This window comes from Prodigiosinella confusarubida, from assembly GCF_002847015.1.
Taxonomy (GTDB): Bacteria; Pseudomonadota; Gammaproteobacteria; order Enterobacterales; family Enterobacteriaceae; genus Prodigiosinella; species Prodigiosinella aquatilis.
On the sequence record NZ_CP025085.1, the window covers coordinates 4,640,308 to 4,663,906 of the forward strand.

General features: G+C 50.8%; 22 protein-coding genes and 2 pseudogenes. 9 read left to right on the forward strand and 15 right to left on the reverse strand.

What is annotated here, in order from left to right; genetic code table 11:
* Nucleotides 1-342: 342 nt before the first annotated feature.
* Nucleotides 343-519, forward strand: a pseudogene (locus CWC46_RS23410) (integrase arm-type DNA-binding domain-containing protein); the annotation flags it as partial.
* An 11-nt stretch (nt 520-530) separates the two neighbouring features.
* Here the strand turns inward: CWC46_RS23410 and CWC46_RS21175 are convergent.
* The 8 genes from CWC46_RS21175 to CWC46_RS21210 form a co-directional block, all read right to left on the reverse strand.
* Nucleotides 531-1,544, reverse strand: a complete 1,014-nt coding sequence (locus CWC46_RS21175; protein ID WP_021014545.1) for a substrate-binding domain-containing protein — start codon at nt 1,542-1,544, stop codon at nt 531-533.
* Nucleotides 1,545-1,553: 9 nt separating this feature from the next.
* Nucleotides 1,554-3,161 carry a methyl-accepting chemotaxis protein gene (locus CWC46_RS21180; protein ID WP_021014544.1) on the reverse strand — a complete coding sequence of 536 codons (1,608 nt, stop codon included), beginning with the start codon at nt 3,159-3,161 and terminating at the stop codon, nt 1,554-1,556.
* A gap of 411 nt (nt 3,162-3,572) precedes the next feature.
* Entirely contained in the window at nt 3,573-4,136 is a 564-nt protein-coding gene (locus tag CWC46_RS21185; RefSeq protein ID WP_021014543.1) for a class I SAM-dependent methyltransferase, read from the reverse strand.
* A gap of 119 nt (nt 4,137-4,255) precedes the next feature.
* Nucleotides 4,256-5,602: a sensor histidine kinase gene (locus CWC46_RS21190; protein WP_021014542.1), complete on the reverse strand. Its 1,347-nt coding sequence runs from the start codon at nt 5,600-5,602 to the stop codon at nt 4,256-4,258.
* Entirely contained in the window at nt 5,599-6,261 is a 663-nt protein-coding gene (locus CWC46_RS21195) for a response regulator (protein ID WP_021014541.1), read from the reverse strand. The genes CWC46_RS21190 and CWC46_RS21195 overlap by 4 nt, the downstream gene beginning before the upstream one ends.
* Nucleotides 6,262-6,354: 93 nt before the next feature.
* Nucleotides 6,355-7,020, reverse strand: a complete 666-nt coding sequence (locus CWC46_RS21200; RefSeq protein WP_021014540.1) for a DedA family protein — start codon at nt 7,018-7,020, stop codon at nt 6,355-6,357.
* Nucleotides 7,021-7,044: 24 nt separating this feature from the next.
* Nucleotides 7,045-7,638: an undecaprenyl-diphosphatase gene (locus CWC46_RS21205; protein ID WP_021014539.1), complete on the reverse strand. Its 594-nt coding sequence runs from the start codon at nt 7,636-7,638 to the stop codon at nt 7,045-7,047.
* Nucleotides 7,639-7,977: 339 nt separating this feature from the next.
* The gene (locus CWC46_RS21210; RefSeq protein WP_021014538.1) at nt 7,978-8,820 is read right to left on the reverse strand and encodes an AraC family transcriptional regulator; all 843 of its coding nucleotides are present in this window, start codon (nt 8,818-8,820) and stop codon (nt 7,978-7,980) included.
* A 213-nt stretch (nt 8,821-9,033) separates the two neighbouring features.
* Here CWC46_RS21210 and CWC46_RS21215 point away from each other — a divergent pair, with 213 nt between their 5' ends.
* On the forward strand, nt 9,034-10,335 hold the full coding sequence (locus CWC46_RS21215) for an NAD(P)/FAD-dependent oxidoreductase (protein ID WP_021014537.1): 1,302 nt from the start codon (nt 9,034-9,036) through the stop codon (nt 10,333-10,335).
* A 48-nt stretch (nt 10,336-10,383) separates the two neighbouring features.
* A complete protein-coding gene (locus CWC46_RS21220; RefSeq protein ID WP_021014536.1) occupies nt 10,384-10,755 on the forward strand; it encodes a cupin domain-containing protein in 372 nt (123 codons plus the stop codon).
* Here the strand turns inward: CWC46_RS21220 and CWC46_RS21225 are convergent.
* Both CWC46_RS21225 and CWC46_RS21230 read right to left on the reverse strand, forming a co-directional pair.
* On the reverse strand, nt 10,752-10,961 hold the full coding sequence (locus CWC46_RS21225; protein ID WP_021014535.1) for a hypothetical protein: 210 nt from the start codon (nt 10,959-10,961) through the stop codon (nt 10,752-10,754). The genes CWC46_RS21220 and CWC46_RS21225 overlap by 4 nt on opposite strands.
* 92 nt (nt 10,962-11,053) lie before the next feature.
* Nucleotides 11,054-11,710 (reverse strand): helix-turn-helix transcriptional regulator, encoded by a 657-nt coding sequence (locus tag CWC46_RS21230; protein ID WP_021014534.1) that lies wholly within the window; start codon nt 11,708-11,710, stop codon nt 11,054-11,056.
* 336 nt (nt 11,711-12,046) lie between these two features.
* On the opposite strand from CWC46_RS21230, the gene CWC46_RS21235 reads away from it, so the two are divergent.
* The 6 genes and pseudogenes from CWC46_RS21235 (at nt 12,047) to mltB (ending at nt 17,269) form a co-directional block, all read left to right on the forward strand.
* Complete coding sequence (locus tag CWC46_RS21235; RefSeq protein ID WP_021014533.1) at nt 12,047-13,540, forward strand: APC family permease; 1,494 nt, start codon at nt 12,047-12,049, stop codon at nt 13,538-13,540.
* Complete coding sequence (locus CWC46_RS21240; RefSeq protein ID WP_021014532.1) at nt 13,518-14,117, forward strand: DUF3156 family protein; 600 nt, start codon at nt 13,518-13,520, stop codon at nt 14,115-14,117. Before CWC46_RS21235 ends, CWC46_RS21240 begins: the two co-directional genes overlap by 23 nt.
* A gap of 30 nt (nt 14,118-14,147) precedes the next feature.
* Nucleotides 14,148-14,927 (forward strand): SDR family NAD(P)-dependent oxidoreductase, encoded by a 780-nt coding sequence (locus CWC46_RS21245; protein WP_037381184.1) that lies wholly within the window; start codon nt 14,148-14,150, stop codon nt 14,925-14,927.
* Nucleotides 14,928-14,941: 14 nt separating this feature from the next.
* On the forward strand, nt 14,942-15,748 hold the full coding sequence (locus tag CWC46_RS21250; RefSeq protein WP_021014530.1) for a MoaF C-terminal domain-containing protein: 807 nt from the start codon (nt 14,942-14,944) through the stop codon (nt 15,746-15,748).
* A gap of 98 nt (nt 15,749-15,846) precedes the next feature.
* A pseudogene (locus CWC46_RS21255) lies at nt 15,847-15,993 on the forward strand (SDR family oxidoreductase); the annotation flags it as partial.
* Nucleotides 15,994-16,177: 184 nt separating this feature from the next.
* A complete protein-coding gene (gene mltB, locus CWC46_RS21260; RefSeq protein WP_021014529.1) occupies nt 16,178-17,269 on the forward strand; it encodes a lytic murein transglycosylase B in 1,092 nt (363 codons plus the stop codon).
* 358 nt (nt 17,270-17,627) lie between these two features.
* Here mltB and iolB read toward each other — a convergent pair whose 3' ends face one another.
* From iolB to CWC46_RS21285, 5 genes are all read right to left on the reverse strand, one after another.
* Nucleotides 17,628-18,461: a 5-deoxy-glucuronate isomerase gene (iolB, locus tag CWC46_RS21265; protein WP_021014528.1), complete on the reverse strand. Its 834-nt coding sequence runs from the start codon at nt 18,459-18,461 to the stop codon at nt 17,628-17,630.
* Between the two features lie 60 nt (nt 18,462-18,521).
* Complete coding sequence (gene iolE / locus CWC46_RS21270) at nt 18,522-19,412, reverse strand: myo-inosose-2 dehydratase (RefSeq protein ID WP_021014527.1); 891 nt, start codon at nt 19,410-19,412, stop codon at nt 18,522-18,524.
* A 37-nt stretch (nt 19,413-19,449) separates the two neighbouring features.
* Nucleotides 19,450-21,348, reverse strand: a complete 1,899-nt coding sequence (locus CWC46_RS21275) for a bifunctional 5-dehydro-2-deoxygluconokinase/5-dehydro-2-deoxyphosphogluconate aldolase (RefSeq protein WP_173861231.1) — start codon at nt 21,346-21,348, stop codon at nt 19,450-19,452.
* A 62-nt stretch (nt 21,349-21,410) separates the two neighbouring features.
* Nucleotides 21,411-22,535, reverse strand: a complete 1,125-nt coding sequence (locus CWC46_RS21280) for a Gfo/Idh/MocA family protein (RefSeq protein ID WP_021014525.1) — start codon at nt 22,533-22,535, stop codon at nt 21,411-21,413.
* Nucleotides 22,536-22,570: 35 nt separating this feature from the next.
* Nucleotides 22,571-23,596, reverse strand: coding sequence for an ABC transporter permease (locus tag CWC46_RS21285; RefSeq protein WP_021014524.1), 1,026 nt, complete (start codon nt 23,594-23,596; stop codon nt 22,571-22,573).
* Nucleotides 23,597-23,599 lie beyond the last annotated feature (3 nt).

Sequence of the window (23,599 nt, forward strand, 5' to 3'; positions counted from 1 at the left end):
ACTCCTCAGCATTAGCGTTATCGATGATTTTAGATCTAAAAAACGATTTATCTTTGGTCAGGTTATCTATTTGGACCCTTTATTGAACCCTTAATTAAAAACAAAATAATAATAATCTTTAAAATCATTAATATAAAACAGAAATCACAGAGACCCCAGCAATTTAGACATCGGGTATTACCAGATAAGTTCGATGAAGTACGAAAAGCCCGCACGGCACAAGCCTTGCGGGCTTTTTCATGCCCTTCGACATCATCTAATGTCTTGTGACTTCCGGTGCCTTTAGGTACCTAAATCATGGAGGTACCTATGGCCCGGTGAACAAAACCGCTCACCGATACAGAGATAAAAAACGCCAAGCCTCAGGGAACAGATTACACGCTACATAATGGCGATGGCCTGCAACTGCTGATCAAAACCAACGGCAAAAGAGTCTGGCAATACCGCTATTTTCGGCATTTCACCCAAAGGCGAGCAAAACTTACGTTTGGCCCTTCCCCCGAAGTCACCCTGGCCGATGCCCAGCGCAATTATTTGGCACCAAAACAGGCATTAAGCCCAGCCTGGGTATCTTTGCTTGGCAGACCAGGCATCGGTTTGTCAGCAATAAGCGTTACGCCGGTGTCAACATATCCAGAAGCTTTCTTGCCGTGTTTGGCATAGGCAACGGCTGCATCAACCCCCATCGCGGCCATAGTTAAGGGATATTGCTGCGCCGTGGCGGCAATCTTTCCTTCACGTACGTTGTTTACGCCAGCACATCCGCCATCAACAGATAAAATCATGGCACTTTTTTCTTTACCAGCCTCCTGTAGTGCTTGATAAGCACCGGCTGCGGCTGGTTCATTGATGGTATAGACAAGATTAATATCAGGATGCGCTTTCAGGCAGTCGGCCATAACATCATGTCCTTGTTTTTCCGCTCCCTGTGTATAACCGGAGCACAAGATCTCGGGTGCGCCAGACAATTCACTGGAGTCGGCTCCCGCTGCTTGTAATCCTAAACCTTTCATAAAGCCGTTGTGTCGCCTTGCCCCCACTAAATGCCCCGCCGATAAATCCAGCATGGCTATCTTTAATGGTTGACCAGGAAAGGTTAAGGGCATCGCCGCCTGAGCATATTGGCCAATCAATTCGCCAGCTTTATAGTTGTCTGTAGCAAATAGTGCATCAACAGCACTGATGGGATCCGTCGGTGAATCGAGCGCAATGATCTGTACGCCTTGAGCTCGCGCCTGCTCAAGGGCTGGTACAACGGCCTTGGCATCACTTGGGGTGATAAGCAGGGTGGTGGCTCCAGCAGCCACCATGGATTGAATCGCAATGATCTGCGAAGCGTAATCTTGATCTTCTTTACCCGCAGCGGTTAGCAGTTTCACACCGTGAACCGTCGCGCCAAGCATGGCACCTTCTTTCATTTTCAAAAAGAATGGGTTGGTATCTGTTTTAGTAATTAAACCGATGGTGATATTAGCATTGCTGCTGGCAAATACTGATGAACTCAACATTGCTGCCGCCACGGCAAAAGCGCAGAAAATTTTCATTAAAATACCTTAGCGAATCGCAATTGTCGTGCCGTTGAGATTTCCCGCACGGGAGATATCAAACTCAGAGATCCCCTGCAATAATATGTGGGCCTGTTGTTTTAAGCTTTCGGCGGCGGCGGCACTCTGTTCAACCAGAGCGGCATTTTGCTGCGTTGCCTCGTCCATCTGTACTACCGCTTTGTTAACTTGATCAATTCCGGTGTGCTGTTCGCTTGAAGCCAGGGTAATTTCAGCCATCAGGCTATTAACACCTTTAACCGCGTTAACCACTTCTTGCATGGTACTGCCAGCCTCATCAACCAACTTAGAACCGATATTAACCCGGTCGACAGACTCGCCAATCAGATCTTTAATTTCTTTCGCGGCGGTAGCACTGCGTTGTGCCAGGGTGCGCACTTCGCCAGCGACCACGGCAAAACCCCGGCCTTGCTCACCGGCACGTGCGGCTTCAACGGCAGCGTTAAGCGCTAAAATGTTAGTTTGGAAGGCGATGCTTTCAATCACATTAATGATTTGAGTGACTTTGCCTGAACTGCTGGCAATTTCATGCATAGTGCTAACGACGCGCTCAACAACGGTGCCACCGCGCTGTGCCACTTGTGAAGCATCATTTGCCATTAGATTACCCTGGTGTGCATTGTCGGCATTGTGTTTAACGGTGGCGGTCAGTTGCTCCATGCTGGCAGAGGTCTGTTCTAGTGAGGAGGCCTGTGCTTCAGTGCGACGGCTCAAATCCTCATTACCCATGGTAATTTCGGTTGAAGCGGTAACGATACTTTCCGCAGAAACAGCGACCTGGCTGACTAACTGATACAGTTTCTCCTGCATCTCCCCAATCGCTGCCAGCACGCTTCCCTGTGGCGCGGTTTTTGCCCCTGTAACCTGACTGAGATCGCCACTGGCAATACGCTGGACCACTTGACCTAAAACTGCCGGCTCTTCTCCCAGAGCGCGAATCAGAGCACGGATAATAATCCACCCCAAAATAACCGCCAGACTCAAAGCAACCAGGCTGATAATAATAAAAATCAAGCGGGTTTGCTGATAAGCACGTTGAGCGGTATCCAGGCTCTCTTTGGCTTGTTGTTTACTGTACTTCAGATATTGATCGGCAGTATTCAGTAAGGTGATTAATTGAGGCCGTAGTTCACGGTTCATACGGTCAATAGCTTCGGCCTTTTTCTCATCAAGCGCCAGTTCTACAATGTGTTGAGCAATGGGCTGATAAGCCTCTTCAGCTTTGAATATCGCGGCCACAAAATTGCGATCTTTGTCTGTCACATCAGAGTGTTGTGCAATTGCTGCTTGTAGCTGGGCTATCGCTGCGGTTGTTCTCTCTTCAGCGGCTGCAACCTGTTTTTTACCCGCTTCGATATCAGCGGCCTCACTGACCAGCACCAGCCCATAGATATTCAGTGAACTGTCTTTGACGCCACTGAGGATCAAATTGACCAAAGATTCACGCGCAGAGACTTGCTGGACATGAGTCTTGAATCTGTCGTTAGCTTTGCCCAGGGAATTCACGGAGAGGACGGCGACAGCCAGGACAATCGCAACTAAAATCCCAAACCCCAGAGTAAGCTGGGTACGTACTGTTGCATTTTTAAATTGCATGAATTTCACTCCCAAGTATTGCGGTTTAAAAGGCACATCAATTACACTAAAATGATTATTAATAACATTAAAAATCAAATACTTGGTTTTATTTTGGCTAAAGATCCTTGATTAAATAATCGGGATGAAAACCGCTTAAAGGATAGCCAAACTGACCGTCTCAGACGATGAAAGCTCTGTAAGTAAATTAACGGCGTGCAGGAGAAAAACTTGATGGCTATAACCACAATGTATGGGTAGTTAGTTAAACAATGTGATGGGGTCTACTATTTGTATTAATGCTGAGCGGAGGAAAGTTTTATCCCGAGCCCACGCGAGCGTTGATCAGACGAGAGCTTCGTCTGGGTCGATGGGCTCGTAACAAATACAGTGGATGTCACCTTGGTATGAGCGACATGCCTCATCTTCTAGTTAACTCCGATAGTTAAGCATGCAACGATAAACCCAGGCGGGAGGTATATTTTTTAAAACACGCGTGCGTTCCCAGATAAAGTAACGGGACAGATCCTGTTGGGTCAGCGACGTGTATTGAAACTGAATAAAAACGCCATCAGGAGTAAGTGACTCCCGCACAGCGGAGAGAACAGCATCACGAACGCTCACCGGGAGAGACAGCAATGGCAGGCCGGAAAAAATTACGTCATATTTCCCAGCAAGATATTCAGCGGAACAAGGACGGACTTTCAACCGGGGATCATCAATCGCCCGCAACTTTATCAACAGAGATGGACTAATTTCAAACGCATCCAGTCTGGCCTGTGGCTGCATACGAGACAGCAAAATGCGAGTCAAGACGCCATCTCCGGCGCCTAATTCAGCAATAGCCATAGCAGAAGACCAGTTGGCTCCCTCAGCCATGGTATTACACAGAGTGATAGAGGACGGGGTCAAACTGCCCATGCTGCGAGGATGTTTAATGAACTGGTGAACAAAGTGTGCTTTAGAACGCATCAGGTTAAAAGTAGTTGCCAACATACATTCTCCTTTCCACGGTTTTTTGTCATACACCGAGCCTACCGCGAATTTCTTAACGTTTTCTTAAAGCTCAAAAGTTATCAGCATTTGATTTATATCTTGGTCAGGTAGAGAGCCAATCACTGAAAGGGGAAACGTATTTGCACACAGAGTCCTTGCTCTCCCGCTCCTGAGCCAAGTGATACGCTTGCCCGGTGACATTCAGCAATACGCTTTACTATGGATAATCCCAGCCCACTTCCCGCGATGTTCTGATTATGAGCACGATAAAATCGCTCAAGCACCAGTGCTCGTTCGTTTTTCGGAATACCCGGACCAGTATCGCAGACTGACAGCACAACCCCTCCCTCATCCTGATAAACAGCAAGGTCGACTTGACCATGCTGAGGCGTGTAACGGAGCGCATTGCTGACCAGATTACTGAGCAAAATATGCAAAGCCTCAGGATCCCCCGTTACGGTAATTTTCTCATCGGTAATTAGCCCCAGATCTATTGCCTTGATTTCGGAACTCAGTAAGTTTTCAATAATTACAGTCCGGCACAGTGATAGCAAATCAACGGAACACTGCGATGCCAGAGCATCGGGTTCAAGCCTTGCCAGGGCCAATAACTGTTGTACAAGGTGGGAAAATCGCTCAACACCATTCTGAAGTTCCGCCAAAGCCAGCTGGCGTTCCTGTTCGTTACCAGCTTGCTGCGCCAGTTGATTCTGAATACCTATTGCCATTGCCGGTGTCCGCAATTCATGGGCAGCATCGGCGATAAAATTTTTCTGCATAGTAAAGGCCTGGTCCAGCCGTTGTAACAGGTCATTAATCCTGTATACCAGTGGCTCAACCTCTTCCGGCAATGACTCGGGAACAATCGGCGTCAGACTGTTGACATCGCGTCTGCCCAGTTCCTCTCCAATTTTCCCCAGGGGTTTTAACCCATAGCTAATACCAAACCACAAAAACAGTGCTAATAATGGAAGCAATGAAAGAACCGGCCAGAACAGATGGATTGATAAACCTGCCAAGGCTTCCCATCGTGCGTTCTGTGCCTGGGCTACGCGAATGACCTGGTTGCCTCGACGCTCAACAAAGGTATGCCATGTTTGTCCCAGAAAAACGATATTCTGCAACCCTTCGCCCTTTGGGGCCGGAGGTGTCAGTGAAGGGGCCGTTGAAAACACCATTTTGTCCTGACTCCATACCTGTAGCAGGACTTTGTCTTCATCAACTTTTTTCTTATGTTTTACTTTGCTAAGGAAAGCAACTTGTGCATCTCCGGAGATGCTGGTGTGTTCTGCAATGTAGCGCATTTGATCATTCAGCAGATCATTCAGCTCACTGGAGGCTCCCCAGTACGTACCAATACTCGCCAACACACCGGCAAAAAATGTTGCCGGGAGTAACCATAACAGCAACCGACGGCGAAGGGATTTCATGAACCACAGATGGAGCCGACGAATCCAGACTTTCATTTTCCTTCACCAATGCGATAACCCACTCCACGTATGGTGCGGATCACCTCAGGGCTGAGCCTTTTACGCAGATTGGAAATATGCACTTCGATCACATTGCTGCTTAACTCCTCCCCCCACCCATACAGGCGATCTTCCAACTGCTCGCGAGACAAGACCGCATAAGGTTCACGCATCAGTTCATGTAAGATCGCAAATTCTCTGACGGATAAACTGACTTGCTGATCATGAAACCATATCAGATGACGCACGGGATCAAGTCTTATCGCGCCTACAACCAGTTCGGTCTTTGCCCTGCCTGACTGGCGACGACATACCGCATTAATACGTGCTAGCAGCTCTTCCAGAGCGAACGGCTTCACGATGTAATCGTCAGCGCCGTTATTGAGCCCATTGACCCTGTCACTCAGCGCATCTCGGGCGGTAATGATGATCGCAGGAAGCACTTCGTTATGGAGCCGTAGCGTTTTGAGCACTGACATTCCATCCTGCTTTGGCAGTCCAAGGTCAAGCAGCAAGAGTGCATAAGGGGTTGTTTCCAATGCGAGAACGGCTGCTCTGCCGTCTTGAACCCAGTCTACTGTGTAGCCACTCTTTTTCAGACCCTGTTGTAACCCTTTGCCCACCATAGGATCATCTTCTACCAGAAGTAATCGCATACGTTGTCTATCCTTCTTTATTGAGCGAAACCGCTAATGCTCAACCAGATGCTCATCGCGAAAAGGATCCGCTGCTATTGCGTTCTCTTCCGACTATTTATTGATTTGCCTCCGTTTGCGCCAGACCAAAAGAGTAGCGGTAACCACGCCGGCAACCAGAAAAACACCCGGTAAGATGATGAGTATTTCCATAACCAAATTACTGTGATGGGGTAGTTTCGGGATAGCGGTAATCATGCCCCCAAGCTTGGTCATGATATAAACCCATACCAGTGCACCTAGCCAATTATATAGCTGGAAACGAGAATGGCTTAATGTGGACATTCCGGCAAGCAAAGGGAGCAGCGTTCTGACAAATCCCAGAAATCGGCCAAACAGCAATGCAAGCAATCCATATCGACTGAACAACATATGCGCTCGCTGATGATATCGGGATGGACTATGTGCTAACCACCGCTGTACCCGCGGCATACTGTGCAACCATTTTCCTTGCAGATAACTCAACCAGTAACCCATTGCCGAGGCGATAACAAGTAACGGGAATGTCGGAAAGAAAGGAAGTACACCTCTGGATATCAGTGCACCAGCAAGTATTAAAAGAGTATCGCCGGGTAAAAATGACAACGGTAAAAAACCATTTTCCAGAAGTATGGCGATAAACAGTACGATACTGATACCCCACATCATTCCTGGATGGCTTAATGCTGTAACATCATTAGCCAGCAGGGCATGCAGAATATGATTCAGTGTCTCACTCATCAGATTCTCCCCGCGAGAAAAGTATCATTGCGGCGTAAATCTTTTTGGGAGCCAAAAGAAAAGTTTTGCGCTGATGGCCGCGCATAATGTTGTCAACGCGTCTCCCCACCATTTCCATAATGTAAATGCAATCCCATACGCCAGTACCGAAACAACGGCAGCGCCAACCATATCCATTGGGAAATGTACACCTAGAAATACCCGAGCCCAGGCAGCGAACAGCGCCAGAGTCATAACAATACTGCCGGTAATCTTTGCGCGAGACATGAACAATGATAAACCTGCACTGATAAGCAAGGTTGCATGATCACTGGGGAAGGAATTATCTGGTGTGTGATGAATCCAGGTATAGCCGAGTGAGATCATAAAAGGGCGAGGATGGAAATAAAATAGTCCGCTCAGAGCACCAAGACCTAAGGCAATCTCGATAGTCAATGCACAAAACAAAGCCTGCCGACGCCCTGTTTCCCCAGTAAAGAACCATAGCCAAAGTAGCAGCACTGGAATGAAAAAAATCGTACCGTCGGCGCAAAATCGTGCAAAGGTGATGATCCCTTCAGGGGTACCGGGTTGAGCATTAATGGATAAAAACCAGGCGCGATTTAGTGTTTCAAACATAATGCAGTGCATATCCGTTCAGTTTACGTTGAACCGATTATCGCGACATTACCTTAAGATAGGCTTAAACGGGGTAAACCAATTTAGCCCACTTTGTTACCCGTTCGCACTTGATGAAATTGCGTAGCGGGCCGGAAACCACCGGGAAGTGATCCTTATAGGCACAGACACTCGCTGCCATATGCATATGGAGGCTCCTTTGGCCTCGCCGGATCAATTCCGATAGAAACGTGGACATCCTGTCGAGGTCGTCTCACTGCCCCACGTTGGGTAAGTTGCATCCGCAGAGGAACCACAAACAGAGTGAGTAGATAGCTGCCGGACCATCATCTTCGCGTACTAACAGAAATGAATACGATGAGTGTAGCCGTCCCGGGTGATATGGCGCTGATAATCGCCGGGGGTGGCATTTATTAATTGTTTGAACTCGCGCAAAAAATGGGACTGATCGCTATAACCCAAATCCAGTGCCAACGTGGAAAATGAACCTTCTCTGGCGCAATTAATGGCATTAATTGCTGACTGGAAACGCATGATGCGGCAGAAATATTTAGGGGTCATCCCGGTATCTTGTCGAAACAAACGCTGAATACTACGGCTAGTGTAACCAGTTGTTCTCTCTAGCTCATCAAGACGAATATTGCCTTTTTTCTGCTGAATGGACTGAATAATAAACTGGGTTACCAGGGATGGCCTGCGCATACGGTTTGGCGCGAATCGATCACGAAAGAGCGTGATCTGTTGCTCAAAATGAGTGCTTCCAATAATTTTTTCGAAGGTTCCCCGTGCATCCGGTGCCACATCAAGAAAGTTAAATTCCCGGTCAGGCAGATCTTTTGCTGTCAGATCAAGAAAATCCGGCATCACGCCTGGCATAAAACGCACACCAAAATAGTGGTGTCCACGTTTAAGCTCCACCGACTTTGCTTTAAGTGTAGTGCCGCAAACTCGCGCCAGAGGATGAGTATTGTGGCAATCAAACAGAATATCGGTACAACCATCCGGGACAGCCAGCGTCAAGGCGGCAGTTTCCGCCACCTGAAAGCTGTAGAAGTGTGACAGGCCCGTATTGCTTATATTGCTAATATCTCGCGCATAGTAGCGCTGGCTGGCACTGACCACAAAATAGGGCTGCTCAGGGCGGACATCATAATCAGATACGCGATGAAATAAAGATAACATAATGGCTTCCCGATGTTCACAAACGTGACGCACATGGTTTAGCCAAAGCAAACCGTATGCCATTTTATTTAAATGACATACCCTTTCCATGCATCCCATCACAAATTATTAACAATTTCCGTACCAAGAAGCGATGTCGCAAATATCCAATACATCCACCAGACGCTGGGTTACTAATGGCAGCGACAATTTATCTCAACCTGGAATGCTGCCATGCATATAGATGAAACCGCGACCTATTACACCGCCACAAAAAAGTACCATCTCAACTTCCCGCAAATAGAACAGGATTTTGATGTCGACGTAGTGATTATTGGCGGCGGATTTTCAGGTATCCATACCGCGTTAGAGCTGGCAGAACAAGGGGTCACCGACACAGTGGTGCTGGAAGCGCGCTACCTCGGTTTTGGCGGTAGCGGACGCAATGGTGGACAAGTGATGGCTGGTATCGGCCATGATCTCGATGCGATTAAAAAAGATGTTGGCGAAGAAGGGGTGAAAACCATTATCGAGCTCAGCGAACTGGGCCCGAAAATTATGCGCGAGCGTATTGAGCGCTACCAGATTGATGCCGACTTCCACAGCGGTTACGCCTACCTCGGTTTTAACCAACGCCAGGCAAAGACCCTGCGCGAATGGGAAAAATTATTTAAATCTCTCGGTAGTGGCGATGAAATCCGTTACGTCGAAGGCGATGGACTAAAAGATATTATCGGCTCCGACACCTATCATGCCGGACTTCTGCATATGGGCGGAGGTCACGTCCATTCTCTGAATTTGCTGCTGGGTGAAGCCAAAGCATTAAGCGAAATCTATGGCGTAAAGATTTTTGAGCACAGTCCGGTCGTTGAGGTCACTTACGGCAAAAAAATCCGTGTGCGCACCGCCAAAGGCACCGTTACAGCGAAAAAACTGGTATGGGCCTGCGACAGTTTCCTTAATAAACTGGAGTCTGAATTACACCCCACCACCATAAACACTTATGCGTTTCAGTTAATGACTGAACCACTATCAGATGAATTGATTAACCGGATTAGCCCGATTCGCGGCGCTTACAGCGATATCCGGCCGGTAATTGACTATTACCGGGTGACCAAAGAGAACCGTTTGTTATTCGGCGCCGCCACGCCGCTTCTTGATTACATTCCGAAAGATCTAAAGGAGTGGAACCGTAAACGGATGCTGAATATTTTCCCTTATCTCGACCAGGTGAAAATCGATTTGGCCTGGGGCGGGCCGATGGCCAGCACTCGAAACCTGTTCCCGCAGATCGGCACCCTGCGCGATAAAGACAATGCGTTCTTTGTCCAGGGATATTGTGGGTTTGGTGTCACTCCCAGCCAGATTATTTGCAAAATCCTCGCCGAAGGCATTCTCGGTGGAAGTGAACGCTACCGATTAATCAGTTCGATACCACGCCAGACCATTTACGGCAAAGATAACTTCCGTTCATTGCTTTGTACCTTGGGAAAGGCTTTGCACCAGACCTCGGGGTACTGGAAGGGACGCCGCTAGGCTTCCGATCGCCGTATATTCTTACTTCACATGACATAAGGTAATGCTATGAGCCTGACAGCCATTAAACACGATCTCACCCTACAGGATTTAGATTCCTGGGGAAAATTCAGCGCCATCGGTGCCGAAGACCTCGGCGGTGATGTAGACGCTTTCGGTCGGATGACCCTGGGGGCACCCACCGATCCCGTAAGCGCCGGTTATTTCGGCACGCCGCATGGGACATATCGCCTGCGCTATCCTTTCACCGAGCAGGCTACCTTGCTGTCGGGTGAAATCATCATGACCAACGAAGACACTGGCGACGTTTTCCATTTTAAATCCGGCGATAGCTGGTTGATTACGCAAGGTACAACGACGAAATGGCAGGTGGTGAGTCAAAGCTTTGTGAAGCACTATCTGGCGATAGTGACTGACTAATTGTAACCTTCCGCCCTCCTGACACCGCCGACACTTGTGCTGGCGGTGCTCATTTCCATCGTTTCTTTAATAGTGCGACGGCTTACGCTGGCAACAGCGTGATTTGTTACCAGAGATATACGCCACGTCACCAACAACACCAGATCAACAACACGAAGATAGCGCGTGATACTTAAGAGAGCATCAATTGCACCATTAACAGGCATTCCCCCACCAGACATTTCACCTACAACACGCTTTTTCGCTCCGGTTGCCACTCATCAAAACAGATTAGAGTGGCCAAGCCTGGTTCGGCATATCATGAATGCATATAGAGCGTCGTCACTAATTCGGTCCGGTTTGCTACTGAGGTTTTAGCAAAGATATTCCGCATATGGGTCTTTACCGTAGATAACGATATTCCCAGACTTAACGCGATACGCTTATTGCTGGCCCCATCGCGCAACATCCCGACAATTTGACGTTCTTTTTCGGTTAACGGCAGTTGCAGCGGCAGCTCCTGAGAATAGAGATTCTCCGCGGCCAATTGAATTAGAGGCAATATGTCCTGTAACCGCCCCAGTTCCATGTCGGTAAATAGGCTGTCGCGCAGAAGCGAAAAACCAGCCACAATACGCCCCTGCCGACGGATAAATACTTCGGTAATATCGCGAATCGCATTAGGCCGCATAAATCCCTGGTAATAATCCTGTGCCATCTTCTGGCTCAACTGATTGATACCTATCACGTTGACATCGGCATGGAGAAAATTGGCGGGGCGTAATGGGTCAATTTTTTGAAAACTTTCGACATATTGACGATGAATGCCGACTGACATGTTATGCAGGACGAATTGCTGTGGCATGAGCTGGTTATCAACCCGATAGAATGCGCTAGCTGTAACCGGCACTAATCTTGAGACGGTTTCCAGACAGGTCTGTATGACAGTATTGCTACTCATCAGCGCCGAAGACATTATTTTTACCTTAATACATTCCACCCACTTACCGTGGTTCAATGAACGCCATTACCTACAGAAAGTTCAGCCATATCCTGCAGAGCAAACACATTTAGAATATGCAAAGCAAAAAATATACCAGGTAGTTAATCCCCCCGCTGATCCCCATTAAACCTTACAACAATCGAATTAATCCCTCGGCTATCGATCCGGCCATCGTCCTTTAGAACGATAGCTGGACGGTTCAGTTTATTTTTATATTGAAACAAGCACGAAACAAGGTGGCAACATGCTGCCGTCGCCTTATGTCGGACACATACCGACTTTTACATTTCACAGCAGGGGGAGTGATATATGCCTTTTTCAAGCAAACTCACCACCTATCTTGGGCAGGGTGTAATCGGTTTTCCGACCACACTGGCCAGTTCGGTAGGCGTGATAATGGCAAGCCCGGTGATCCTCACGGTAACCAGTGGTTTTGGTATGGGCGGCAATATGTTCGCTCTGGCAATGGTGATCGGTTTTATCATGATGCAAGCACAGCTCACCACGTTTTCAGAAGCGGCGTCCATGCTGCCTACTTCAGGCTCGGTCTATGATTACATTTCCTGTGGTATGGGTCGTTTTTTTGCCATTACCGGCGCGCTTTCCGCCTACCTTATCGTGCATGTTTTCGCAGGTACGGCGGAAACGATACTTTCTGGCATTATGGCGTTGGTTAATTTTGAACACCTCAACACTCTGATGGAAAAAAACAACACGTCGTGGATGGTGGGTGTCGGGCTGGTGGTCATTTTCGGCGTGCTCAACGCCGTCGGTATCGAGGCCTTTGGCAAAGCGGAAGTCGTGCTCACTTTCGGCATGTGGTCCACGCTAATGGTATTCAGTATCGCCGGATTGGTTCAGACACATGCTGTGTCACTGGCCAGTTGGTTCGGCTCGCCGCTGACCTGGGATGACCCAACGATGGTGTTCAGTCTGATTGGTATGGCGATGTTTATGTTTGTCGGTTGCGAACTGGTAACCCCCATGGCGCCGGATATTAAAAACTCCGCTAAAACCATCCCTCGCGCCATGTCCCTCGGGTTGTGCGGCGTCGCCTGCTGTATGTTCCTGTATGGTGCAGCGTTAAGTCATCAGGTGCGAAATATTCCGTTGGACGCCGCAGGCACTGTCCACCTCCTCGATACACCAATGGCGATCCCCGCATTTGCCGATCAGGTGATGGGACAATTTGGCAAATACTGGATAGGTATCGGGCTACTGCTGGCTGGCGCGGCCACCATTAATACGCTGATTGCCGCCGTTCCGCGGATTCTATACGGGATGGCACTAGATGGCGCTTTACCACGTATCTTCGCATATCTCCATCCGCGGTTTAAAACACCGGTGGTAGGGATTGTGGTCGCGGTACTGATTCCTTGTACTCATGCCTTCATGATAAAGGGCAATCTGGACAAGATCATGCCGTTAGTCCTGGCCGCTGTCTGTGCCTGGGGCTTCGCCTATTTGTTGGTCACACTGTCGGTGGTGATGTTACGGATTAAACGTCCGGATTTCCCTCGCGCCTATCGGTCTCCCTGGTTCCCATTACCACAAATCGTTTCCAGCGTAGGTATTCTCCTTGCCATCGCCTATATCACCCCACCGGGAATGAACCCCCGGGATATTTACATACCTTTTGCCATCATGCTGGGACTGACAGCACTGTACGCCCTGTTTTGGACACTGGTGGTCCAGCGTGTGAATCCGTTCCAGCCGGTCCCGCTTGAAGAGGTGTTGTCCAAGGAATTCAGTAAGACGGACTTTATTGAGGATGAATTCGATGAATTTCGCTCCTTTTCGTGAGTATTGGGCAGGTGTTTGTGGAGCTGGCCGCTTACCGGCCGGCTACCTCGCCGGCGCGACGTTGCGCCGACTTCAGGACAACCTGGCGCCTCATCAGATGGAACCTTCGCCACCAGCACATTTGCAGCTTACGTTGCCTGATGGTGGTTTCGTGTATATCCGCGAACAAGTGCAACGGCTTTTTATGGCCCACATCGTCAGTTGCCCCTTTAGCAGTAGCGGCACTTTCCCTCTCGACGGCACATTTATACTGACGGTCATACATACCGGAGTGGTACGCCGGAATGCAGTGCGTTTCCAGACAAAATCCGCCACCGCCGAAGCCCATATGCTGACAGCCAGTCTGCAAGAGGATAAGCGGTTAACGGACCTCTTGCTGGGCCTTGATTTTCGGCATTGCGAAATATCGGTAGCTGAGCGGCACTGGACATTGTCCATTGAACACTTCGCGGCGTCGGAAGTCATCGGACGCCTGCCGGCGGGGAGGCGCTATCTCAAATTGATACCGGCACAGCGTAAAACACTATTGATGGCAATCATGTTGTTCAGACGACATCTATCGACGTTTCAACCGTAGAAATGGGATCACATTATGTCAGAACACAACTTGTCGCCGGTGACAATCATCACCGGCGGCGGTACAGGGATCGGAGCGGCCTGCGCACGTCGTCTGAGCGCCGAGGGTGCCCGCGTCATCCTGATCGGTCGCCGCATCGAGCCTATCGCATCATTGGCGCAAGAGATTGGCGCGATCGCGTTGGCTGGTGATGTATCAAATACCGCCAGTTGGCAGTTATTGAGCAAGGAAATCGCCACCAATGGGCAGATCGTCGATCGCGTGATCTGCTGCGCGGGCGGAATGGGCATGGGGAAAATCACCGATATGTCCGATGCCGATTGGCAGCAGTCGTTAGAAAGCAACCTGACCAGTGCCTTCGCCACCGCCAGAGCCTGTCTGCCCGAGTTGATAAAAACCCGGGGCAACATTGTTTTTGTCGCGTCCATTGCTTCACTGGCGGCAGGACCGGATGTCTGCGGCTATGTAACGGCCAAACATGCATTACTGGGACTGATGCGCTCCGTAGCACGGGATTATGGTCCTCTGGGCGTTCGTGCCAACGCCGTATGCCCCGGGTGGGTCAGAACACCAATGGCGGACGAGGAGATGCTTCCGTTGATGGACGCTCACCGATTGACGCTGGAGCAGGCATATCACTATGTCTGCCGTGACGTCCCATTACGGCGACCGGCTACAGCAGATGAAATTGCGGCTATCTGCCAGTTTGTCAGTTCGCCAGCCGCGTCTATTTTAACCGGCGCCACACTGGTGGCAGACGGCGGATCCACCATTGTCGATGTACCCACATTGGCTTTTAACTCATTATAAACAAAGGTATCTCCATGACGACGGAACCCGTTTTTATTCAAGTAGGCGATCTGGCAACCGGCTTCGCCCCTCACAGTAATGTGCTCGAAACTACCGATGCATTGGTCAATCAATGTTACCAGCTGCATTTCGACGCGCTGGAATCGGTGAAGTGTCGCTTCGTCAGTGCTCAGGAATTAATCTGGGGCGGTCACAGTGCAATACAATACCGTGCTACCAATATCCGTAACGGTATATTTTTTATCGACTTTTTACATCCGGAAAAAGCTTCTACAACCGTCAGTCTGGTGCTTGATATCAACGGAGGAGGATTCACTCTGGTTGAGGGCCTGTTACCTGATGAGCAGCAAATTCATCTAGACCCGTTTACCCGGGTGGGAAAAGGGTTGGAATTGACGGCAGTGAAGGTGGACTACTACCACGGCACGTTAGATAAACCGTACCGTCAGGAGGATGTACCTCATACCGCTACCGATGAATTAATTGGTTTGCGCAACCTGTACGTGTATAGCGAGACCGAACGTTACGAACACATTTATCTCAATGGCTCATTTTATGCGTGGCAATGTCTGGATGGCGTGGAAAAAGGTCTGGCAGATGTGGACCGTTGTCATTATATCAAAATCGCCGAGCAGCTTTATCTGTTCATCTGGCGTGAAAAAATCATTCCTACGCTAGGGGTGTTGATGATTGATTTACAGCAGATGATCACCGACGGCAAGATCCTGGGTTATAGCGATGAACATTTCAGCACATTAAGCAATTTTCCGGTCGGGGCACATGCACAGATAATTAATCGCACGCATTACCCCGCCGCATAAGGATAACGAGATGTCTCATAACGTACTATTAGACAGACCTTTTCAGCCACGGTCTTTGCCGGACAGGTCGTGTTGGTGACCGGAGGCGCACAGGGGATCGGCTTGTCAATCAGGCCATTACCGACCACATTCCTCTCGGGCGGTTGGGAGAGCCACAGGATATCGCCTCAGGTATGGTCTTTCTCGCCTCGGCCGCCGCAAGCTATATTACCGGGCAAACCATAATTATTGATGGCGGCGCATAGCTTCCGGAAAGCGGCGGATAATAACTAACCCAGCATACCGACACCGAACCGAGTCGGGAAAGACCATCACGAACAGGTTACTTTATCCCTTAATCTGTTCGTAACTCACAATCCGGTTTTTTCATGCGGGCCAATGCGCTACAGTGCTATCACGTTGTTTCTTTCCAGGTTGTATGGATATCTGATGCGTCATCTGATAGCTATTTTGCCGTTTCTTGTTCTGTTGTCTGCCTGTAGCAGTAATAAATCGACTTCCCCCTCTTCCGCCGAGATGTCCGAACACCCGCCAGCGAATACATCGGGTGGTTTTTTGCTCGACCCATCACATACCGGCAACTTATCGACAGGCGATTTTGCTTTCAACCCGGAGATGGATCGCTTTGTCGATGAAATGGTACGAGAGCATGGTTTCGACCGGCAGCAGTTGCACGATGTGCTGGCACAGACTCGGCGCCTGGACTGGGTGATCAGACTGATGGACAGGCAGGCTCCACGGCCCTCGACAGAACCGCCATTGAATATTCCGAATGGTGCCTGGCTCCGCTACAGCAAGCAGTTCCTTACCCCGAAGAATGTGCAGAATGGCGTCATATTCTGGAACCAATATCAAGATGCGCTGAACCGCGCCTGGCAAATATATGGTGTGCCGCCCGAAATCATCGTCGGCATTATCGGTGTGGAAACCCGTTGGGGTCGTGTGATGGGGAAAACCCGCATTATCGACGCATTGGCCACCCTGACCTTCGCTTACCCGCGCCGCGCCGACTACTTTAGAACCGAACTGGAGTATTTTCTGCTGATGGCCCGGGAAGACGGATTTGACCCGCTATCTCTGCGCGGTTCCTTTGCTGGTGCTATGGGTTATGGGCAGTTTATGCCTTCGGCTTTCAGAAAGTATGCAGTGGATTTCAATGGCGATGGTATTGCGAATCTGTGGGATCCCGTCGATGCGATTGGCAGCGTCGCCAATTACTTCCACGCTCATGGCTGGGTTAAAGGTGGCAGCGTGGCCGTGCCAGCGAACGGTCAGGCATTAGCGCTTGATACCGGCTTCGATACCCGTTATCCGGTTTCTACACTGCTGAACGCAGGGTTAAGGCCGACAAGGCCACTTGGGGATGAACAAGAAGTCAGTCTGTTACGTCTGGACATGGGCAACCGTTATCAATACTGGTACGGATTGCCCAACTTCTACACCATCACGCGTTATAACCATAGTATCCACTACGCGATGGCGGTATGGCAGCTTGGGGAAGATGTGAAAAAAATGCGGTAAGAAACCCGCTTCTCTTTTCCACGTTCAGGTGTTTGCCGGTCTGACTCGTCGCTCCTGTCTTCCAAACATATCATCCCCGTGAAAACGGGGATTAGACTGTTGACAAACCTACGTATAGCGTCAGAACGGTGATAATGAGAGAGAAGAGTAAAGCATCCGCGCCAGGGATGGCGCGGCTTGAGCTTACAGGGAGGGACTTGCAGCGTCTTTACGATCTTCTCATTATCGCCGCTATATAGACGTTGTCATCAAACTGAATCCCGTGAAAACGGGGATCTCTGCTAAAACCGACACATTGACGTCAAGACCGACAGGAATGGCATGCTGAAGATAACGTTAGCCGCTGGCCATAACATGGTCACACCGTCCCGCTATGCTTGGCCACATATTCCGGGCTGTTAATCCACTGATGGTCAGATTCCCAACTGAAACGCCATTGCCGTGTCGGACCCGCCATGACATTCAGGTAGTAGCTGTCATAACCAGCGATAGTCGCTACCGGGTGATAACCTTTCGGCACCATCACGACATCTTTATCGTAAACCGCCATGCTTTCATCCAGCGAGCGATCGTCGGTATACACCCGTTGCAGGCAAAATCCTTGCGGTGGATTGAGCCGATGGTAATAGGTCTCTTCCAGATAGGTTTCATGGGGAGGATCATCACGATCGTGTTTATGGCTGGGATACGAGCTGGTGCATCCTTCGTCGGTATAGACTTCCACGACCAGCAGACTGTCTGCGGCTTTATTCTCCGGCAGAATATTGTGCACGTAACGGCGGTTGTTGCCATAGCCACGCTGTTCGGCGTCAACATCCTGTGGAGCGATCAAACGCGTGGGATAAGTACCCTGCCCCGGTGCCGAGCACACCGCCAGTTCCAGCGGTGTGTGTGCCACAACCGTGATGGTTTCACCGGATGAGACATACACGGCATACGGTTTTTTACGCTCAAACGGGTTCATCCGTTCACCGATATGCTCGAAGCTCGCTTTCGGTGTCGTCACTGTAGCTTTGCCACCCAGTAATACCAGGCAGCGTTCATTATCAGATGCCGCCAGCGACAACGTTGTACCGGCTTCCAGTTGATAGGCTTCAAAACCCACATACTGCCAACCGGCCTTCTCCGGGGTAATACGCTGTATGCGACCCTGTTCGTCCGGGATATGGTAGCGGGATAACAGCTGAGACATGGCAATCCTCCTTGGCTGAGAGCATTCACGCGGTGTGAATGCTTCAGTAAGACACGATGATTAAATCAACCCGGCCTGTTGAGCCAGGCGTTGCAGATTGTTAAATCCCAGGGTGGCATAAGTCAGCGGATCAGCCACCGCCGGATCCTGTTCAGCTTCCACTACCAACCACCCCTGATAGTGATGCGCCTTCAGGATACGGAATACCGCCGTGTAATCGACACAACCGTCACCCGGCACGGTAAATACCCCACCAAGCACCGCATCCAGAAAGCTGGTTTTACGGTTTTTGACATCCCGTAGCACATCAGGGCGAATATCTTTGCAATGAACGTGATTGATGCGCATTGCCCAGCGTTCAGCAACTACCACGGGATCGTCTCCGGCAAACGTCAGGTGGCCGGTATCCAGCAACAAACCGACTTCCGGTCCGGTATATTCCATCAATTTGTCCACGTCATCTGCACTTTCAATCACGGTCCCCATATGGTGATGGTAGGCGATCTGCACACCTTGACGTTGGGTATAACGGGCAAACTCGCTCAGTTTGTCGCCATATTCCCGCCACCGCTCCACCGGGAAACGGGGACGCAGATGTACCGGCTTTTGCTGGTCGCCATGAATCGCCCCCGTCACTTCGGCAAACACCATGACGTCAGCGCCCAGAGAGCGCAACAGATTGAGATGATCCTGCACCGCTTCGATCTCCTCCTCCACCGTGTGGGTGAGCAGTTGCCCGGAATACCAACCGGAAACCAGAGCGAGATCGTGTTTTTCCAGAATTGGCCCCAATACACCGGGCTGGCGAGGGAATTTGTTCCCCAGTTCAAAACCAGAGAAGCCCGCCTGCCTGCCTTCACTCAGACAGGTTTCCAGCGGTGTTTCCGCACCCAATGAGGGCAGATCGTCATTGGTCCAGGTCAGTGGGTTAATACCAAGTTGAACGGCCATACTATTTTCCCTTAATTTACTGGTAAAGAGGTTTGGGTTACCCACGCTGGCGCCACAGGGCGATCAGTTGTAGATAGTTGTGTTTAACGTGCTGAACCAGCAGATCGTCGCCAATCTCACCTTTCAGCCAACTCTGCGCGGGCTGGGCGAATAAGGTGCGTCCGACGGCAAATCCTTTGACAATGGGGAAACCCACCGCCGCATTGAAGCCCTGTCGCAAGCTGTCCAGCGGCGCGTCCAACCCCAGGATGACCACGCCACGGCAGTGCGGATCACGCTGTTCAAGAAGGTGGGTCAGCTGTTCCCATCCGGTCGCTGACAACGGTGGCAACTTCCACCAGTCCGGCTGCACACCCAGGTTGTAGAAACGCTGAATAACCCGCAGATAGAGATCGTCGCTACGCGGCATATCCGCCGGTAAAATGACCTCCAGCAACAGTTCATGGCCGGACTGGCAGCAGGCCCGATACACTTCCATCACCTTCTGTTCCTGCTCCAGACGCAAATGGCAATCATCGTCCGGGTGGAAAAACACCAGGCACTTCACCACATGCTCCAACGGCCAGGTGATCAGCTGTGAGCCGATATTGCCGTGTTCCAGCACCAGCGGGCGTGAACCTGGCAGTTCAATCGGCCGTCCAATCCACCATCCTTTACCGGTAATGCTATTGAGCGCATCCTGCCCAAAGGTGCCGTCACACAGCAATCCGGCCTTCCCCTCCAGCCCGGCTTGCTGCGCGGCTGCGATACTGGCCTGCAAAATCAATTGCTTAAGTAACGAAATCCGCTGAATGTCGACACCGCAGTCAAGCGCCATATCTTCCAGTTGACTACGGTGATCAAAGGCGATAACACATAACTCTTCCCACACCTTGCGCCGGGTGGTGACACGATGCAGATGGTTCAGCTGAGGATCGAGATCCGGACGCGGCACCGCCGCTGCGCGGGACAGGTAGTTATCCAGCTCGATGCGGCTTGGCATAGCCGGCGCGCAACCGTGACGAGATACCACCAGTGCGCCGCAGGCATTGGCGTAAGCGCAGGCTTTTTCCCACCCTTCACCACTGAGATAACCACGCAACAATCCGGACATGAAAGCATCACCGGCGCCGAGGACATTGAGCACCTCGACCCGTACTCCTTTTATCGTCAGGCCTTTGTCCAGATGATCCGGAATTGAGCCACTGAATACCGAACATCCCAGCGAACCGCGTTTACACACCAGTTCGGCCTGCGTTGCCGCCCGCACCTGATGCAATGCCGCCAGCGTATCGGTGCTGCCACCGGCGATATGGAACTCCTCTTCCGTACCGACAATCACATCAAACAGAGTCAACACCTGTTGTAACTGCGCCGTAACCGGGGCCGATTCAATAAACCGCGTTTCACCATCCCCCAGCGAGGTCAACCCCCATAGCACTGGGCGGTAGTCAATATCCAACACCGTTTTGACCCCATTACGCCGCGCATAGCGTAGCGCCGTTAATACCGCTTCACGGGTACGGGGATGAGAAAGGTGCGTGCCGGTCACCGCCAGACAACGGGAAGCGGCAATGTACTCCTCACTGAAATCCTCCGGTGTAATGGCCATGTCCGCACAGTTATCCCGATAGAAAATCAGCGGGAAGGTTTCACGATCTTTAATTCCCAACACCACCAACGCAGTCAATCGCTCTTTATCAGTGATCAAATGGCTGGTATCGCAGCCGACCTGTTGTAACTCCTCGCGCAGAAAGCGCCCCATATGCTCGTCGCCCACCCGTGCCAACATGGACGATCGTAATCCCTGCCGTGCCGTGCCATAGGCGACATTGCCGGAGGAACCGCCCAGATATTTGGCAAAGCTACCCATATCTTCCAGACGGGCACCAATCTGGTGTCCGTAGAGATCGACGGCTACCCGCCCCATACAAATCACATCCAAGGTTTTTTCCATACTCATAGCGACGAGATCCTGTTAATAAAGAAGGAATTTAAATTCAGTTAGTTGCCGGAATATCAGCTCACCTCAACCCAGCGCGATACCTGATGTGATAAGACGATGGCATCCAGAATCCGCGACACTTTCCACCCTTCTTCAAAATCCGGCCATAGCGGCAAATCGGCGGCAATGCCGTCGACCAGATCACGAACTTCTACCGTTTTCTGATCATTGAAACCAATACCATGTCCGGCACTGGCACAGAATGCGGCGTAATCAGGATGCAGGGGCCCAGTCAGCAACGTGCGGAATCCCTGACGATTGGCCGGATCATCCTGTCGGTACAGCTTCAGCTCCGCCATTCTCTCCTGGGTGAAGCTCAGCGCACCTTTCGTACCGGTGACGACGTAAGTCAACCCCATTTTGCGGCCACAGGCGACGCGGGAGGTTTCAATTACGCCGTGCGCACCGTTGGCAAACCGCACCATCGCATGAACCTGATCTTCGTTTTCCACCCGCACCTGTGTGGACGCCCCCGCCCTGGACGGACGCTGCGGTATCACGGTCTGCAAATCACCACACACACTGGCGATATCCCCCACCAGGTACTGCGCCATGTTGACAATGTGCGCCCCCAGGTCACCCAGCGCGCCGAGTCCAGCGGTTTCGTTGAAACAGTGCCAGTCAGCGGGTGTCGACGGATCCGCCAGATAATCCTCGTTATGTGTCCCGTAGAAATGGGTAACCTCGCCTATCTCGCCATGAGCGATGATCTCTTTCGCCAGTTTGGCAGTGGGGTTTTTCATGTAGTTGAACCCCATCAGCGTTTTCACGCCGGCCAGATGCGCGGCGTCTACCATATCCCGTGCATCTGCGGCATTCAGCGCCAGCGGTTTTTCGGCGTAGACATGCTTGCCATGCCGGATTGCGGCCATCGCCATCTCTTTATGTAAAAAGTTGGGAGAACAGATATCCACCACGTCGATATCCGGATCCGCCACCAATTCACGCCAGTCGCCTGTTGAACGTAAAAAACCAAACTCCTGCGCCCGCCGGGCGGCCAGTTCAGGTGATATTTCCGCTACCATCGCTTTGACCAAACGGCCTTTGAGCGGAAATACTGTTGGTGCCTGCGCATAGGCAATCGCATGCGCACGTCCGATATAGCCCGTTCCGATTAATCCAATACGAACTTCTTTCATATCAACCTCGTTCGGAGCAATGCTGTTCACCCCAATTACATAGCGCCACGCCGACTTTTCGCGTAAGTATCAAATGCCACCGCCAGTATGATGATCAGCCCGGTAATGATTTGCTGGTAGTAAGCCGAAACGTTCATCAGCACCAGTCCGTTAATCAGAATGCCCATGATGATGGAACCAATGACGGTGCCGCTAATGCGTCCGTATCCGCCCATCAGTGAGGTTCCGCCAATGACCACAGAGGCAATCACGCGTAGTTCGAACGATATTCCCGCCACCGCTTCTGCGCTTCCCAACCGGGCGCTGAGAATAAACCCCGCCAGACCGGACAGACAGCCAATCACCACATACACACTGACCAGTACACGGCGCACATTCACACCGGCCAGACGCGCCGCTTCGGTATTACCGCCGATAGCGTAGACAAACCGTCCCCAGCGGGTTTTATGCAGCGCCAGATAACCGATAATGGCCACCAGGGCAAAAATCCAGATCGGAATAGAGATGCCCAGCAACTCTCCCCGCCCCCACCAGCGATATCCGGCATCAAAACCGGCCACCGGCGCACCGTTATTGATGACCAGCGTCAAGCCACGCCAGATGGTCATTCCTCCCAACGTGACAATAAACGGCGGTAAGCGCAGACGGGTTACGCCCAATCCTTGCAGAAATCCGATGACAGTTCCCATCCCCAGACAAATACCCAGACCAATAAGCCAGCTCATGCCATACCAGGCATTGGGATCGACAGTGGTTAAGTTGTTACCTTTGATAAAGGTGGCAGCAGCCATGGCGCATACCGCCAGAATGGAACCAACCGACAGATCTATCCCGGCGGTCAGAATGACGAAGGTCATACCCACTGCCATGATGCCGTAGATAGAAACTTCGGTAAGAATGTTGGTAATGTTGCGTTCAGTCAGAAAATGGCTGTTCTGCAATTGAAAGAAAATCAGCAACAGAATCATGAAAATCAGCACACCAAAACGCTCGAAGAACGCGATGGGGTCAATTTTTCTCCGGCTTTCAACCGGTAGCTGGGTTTTGGAAAGCGGCAACATGAG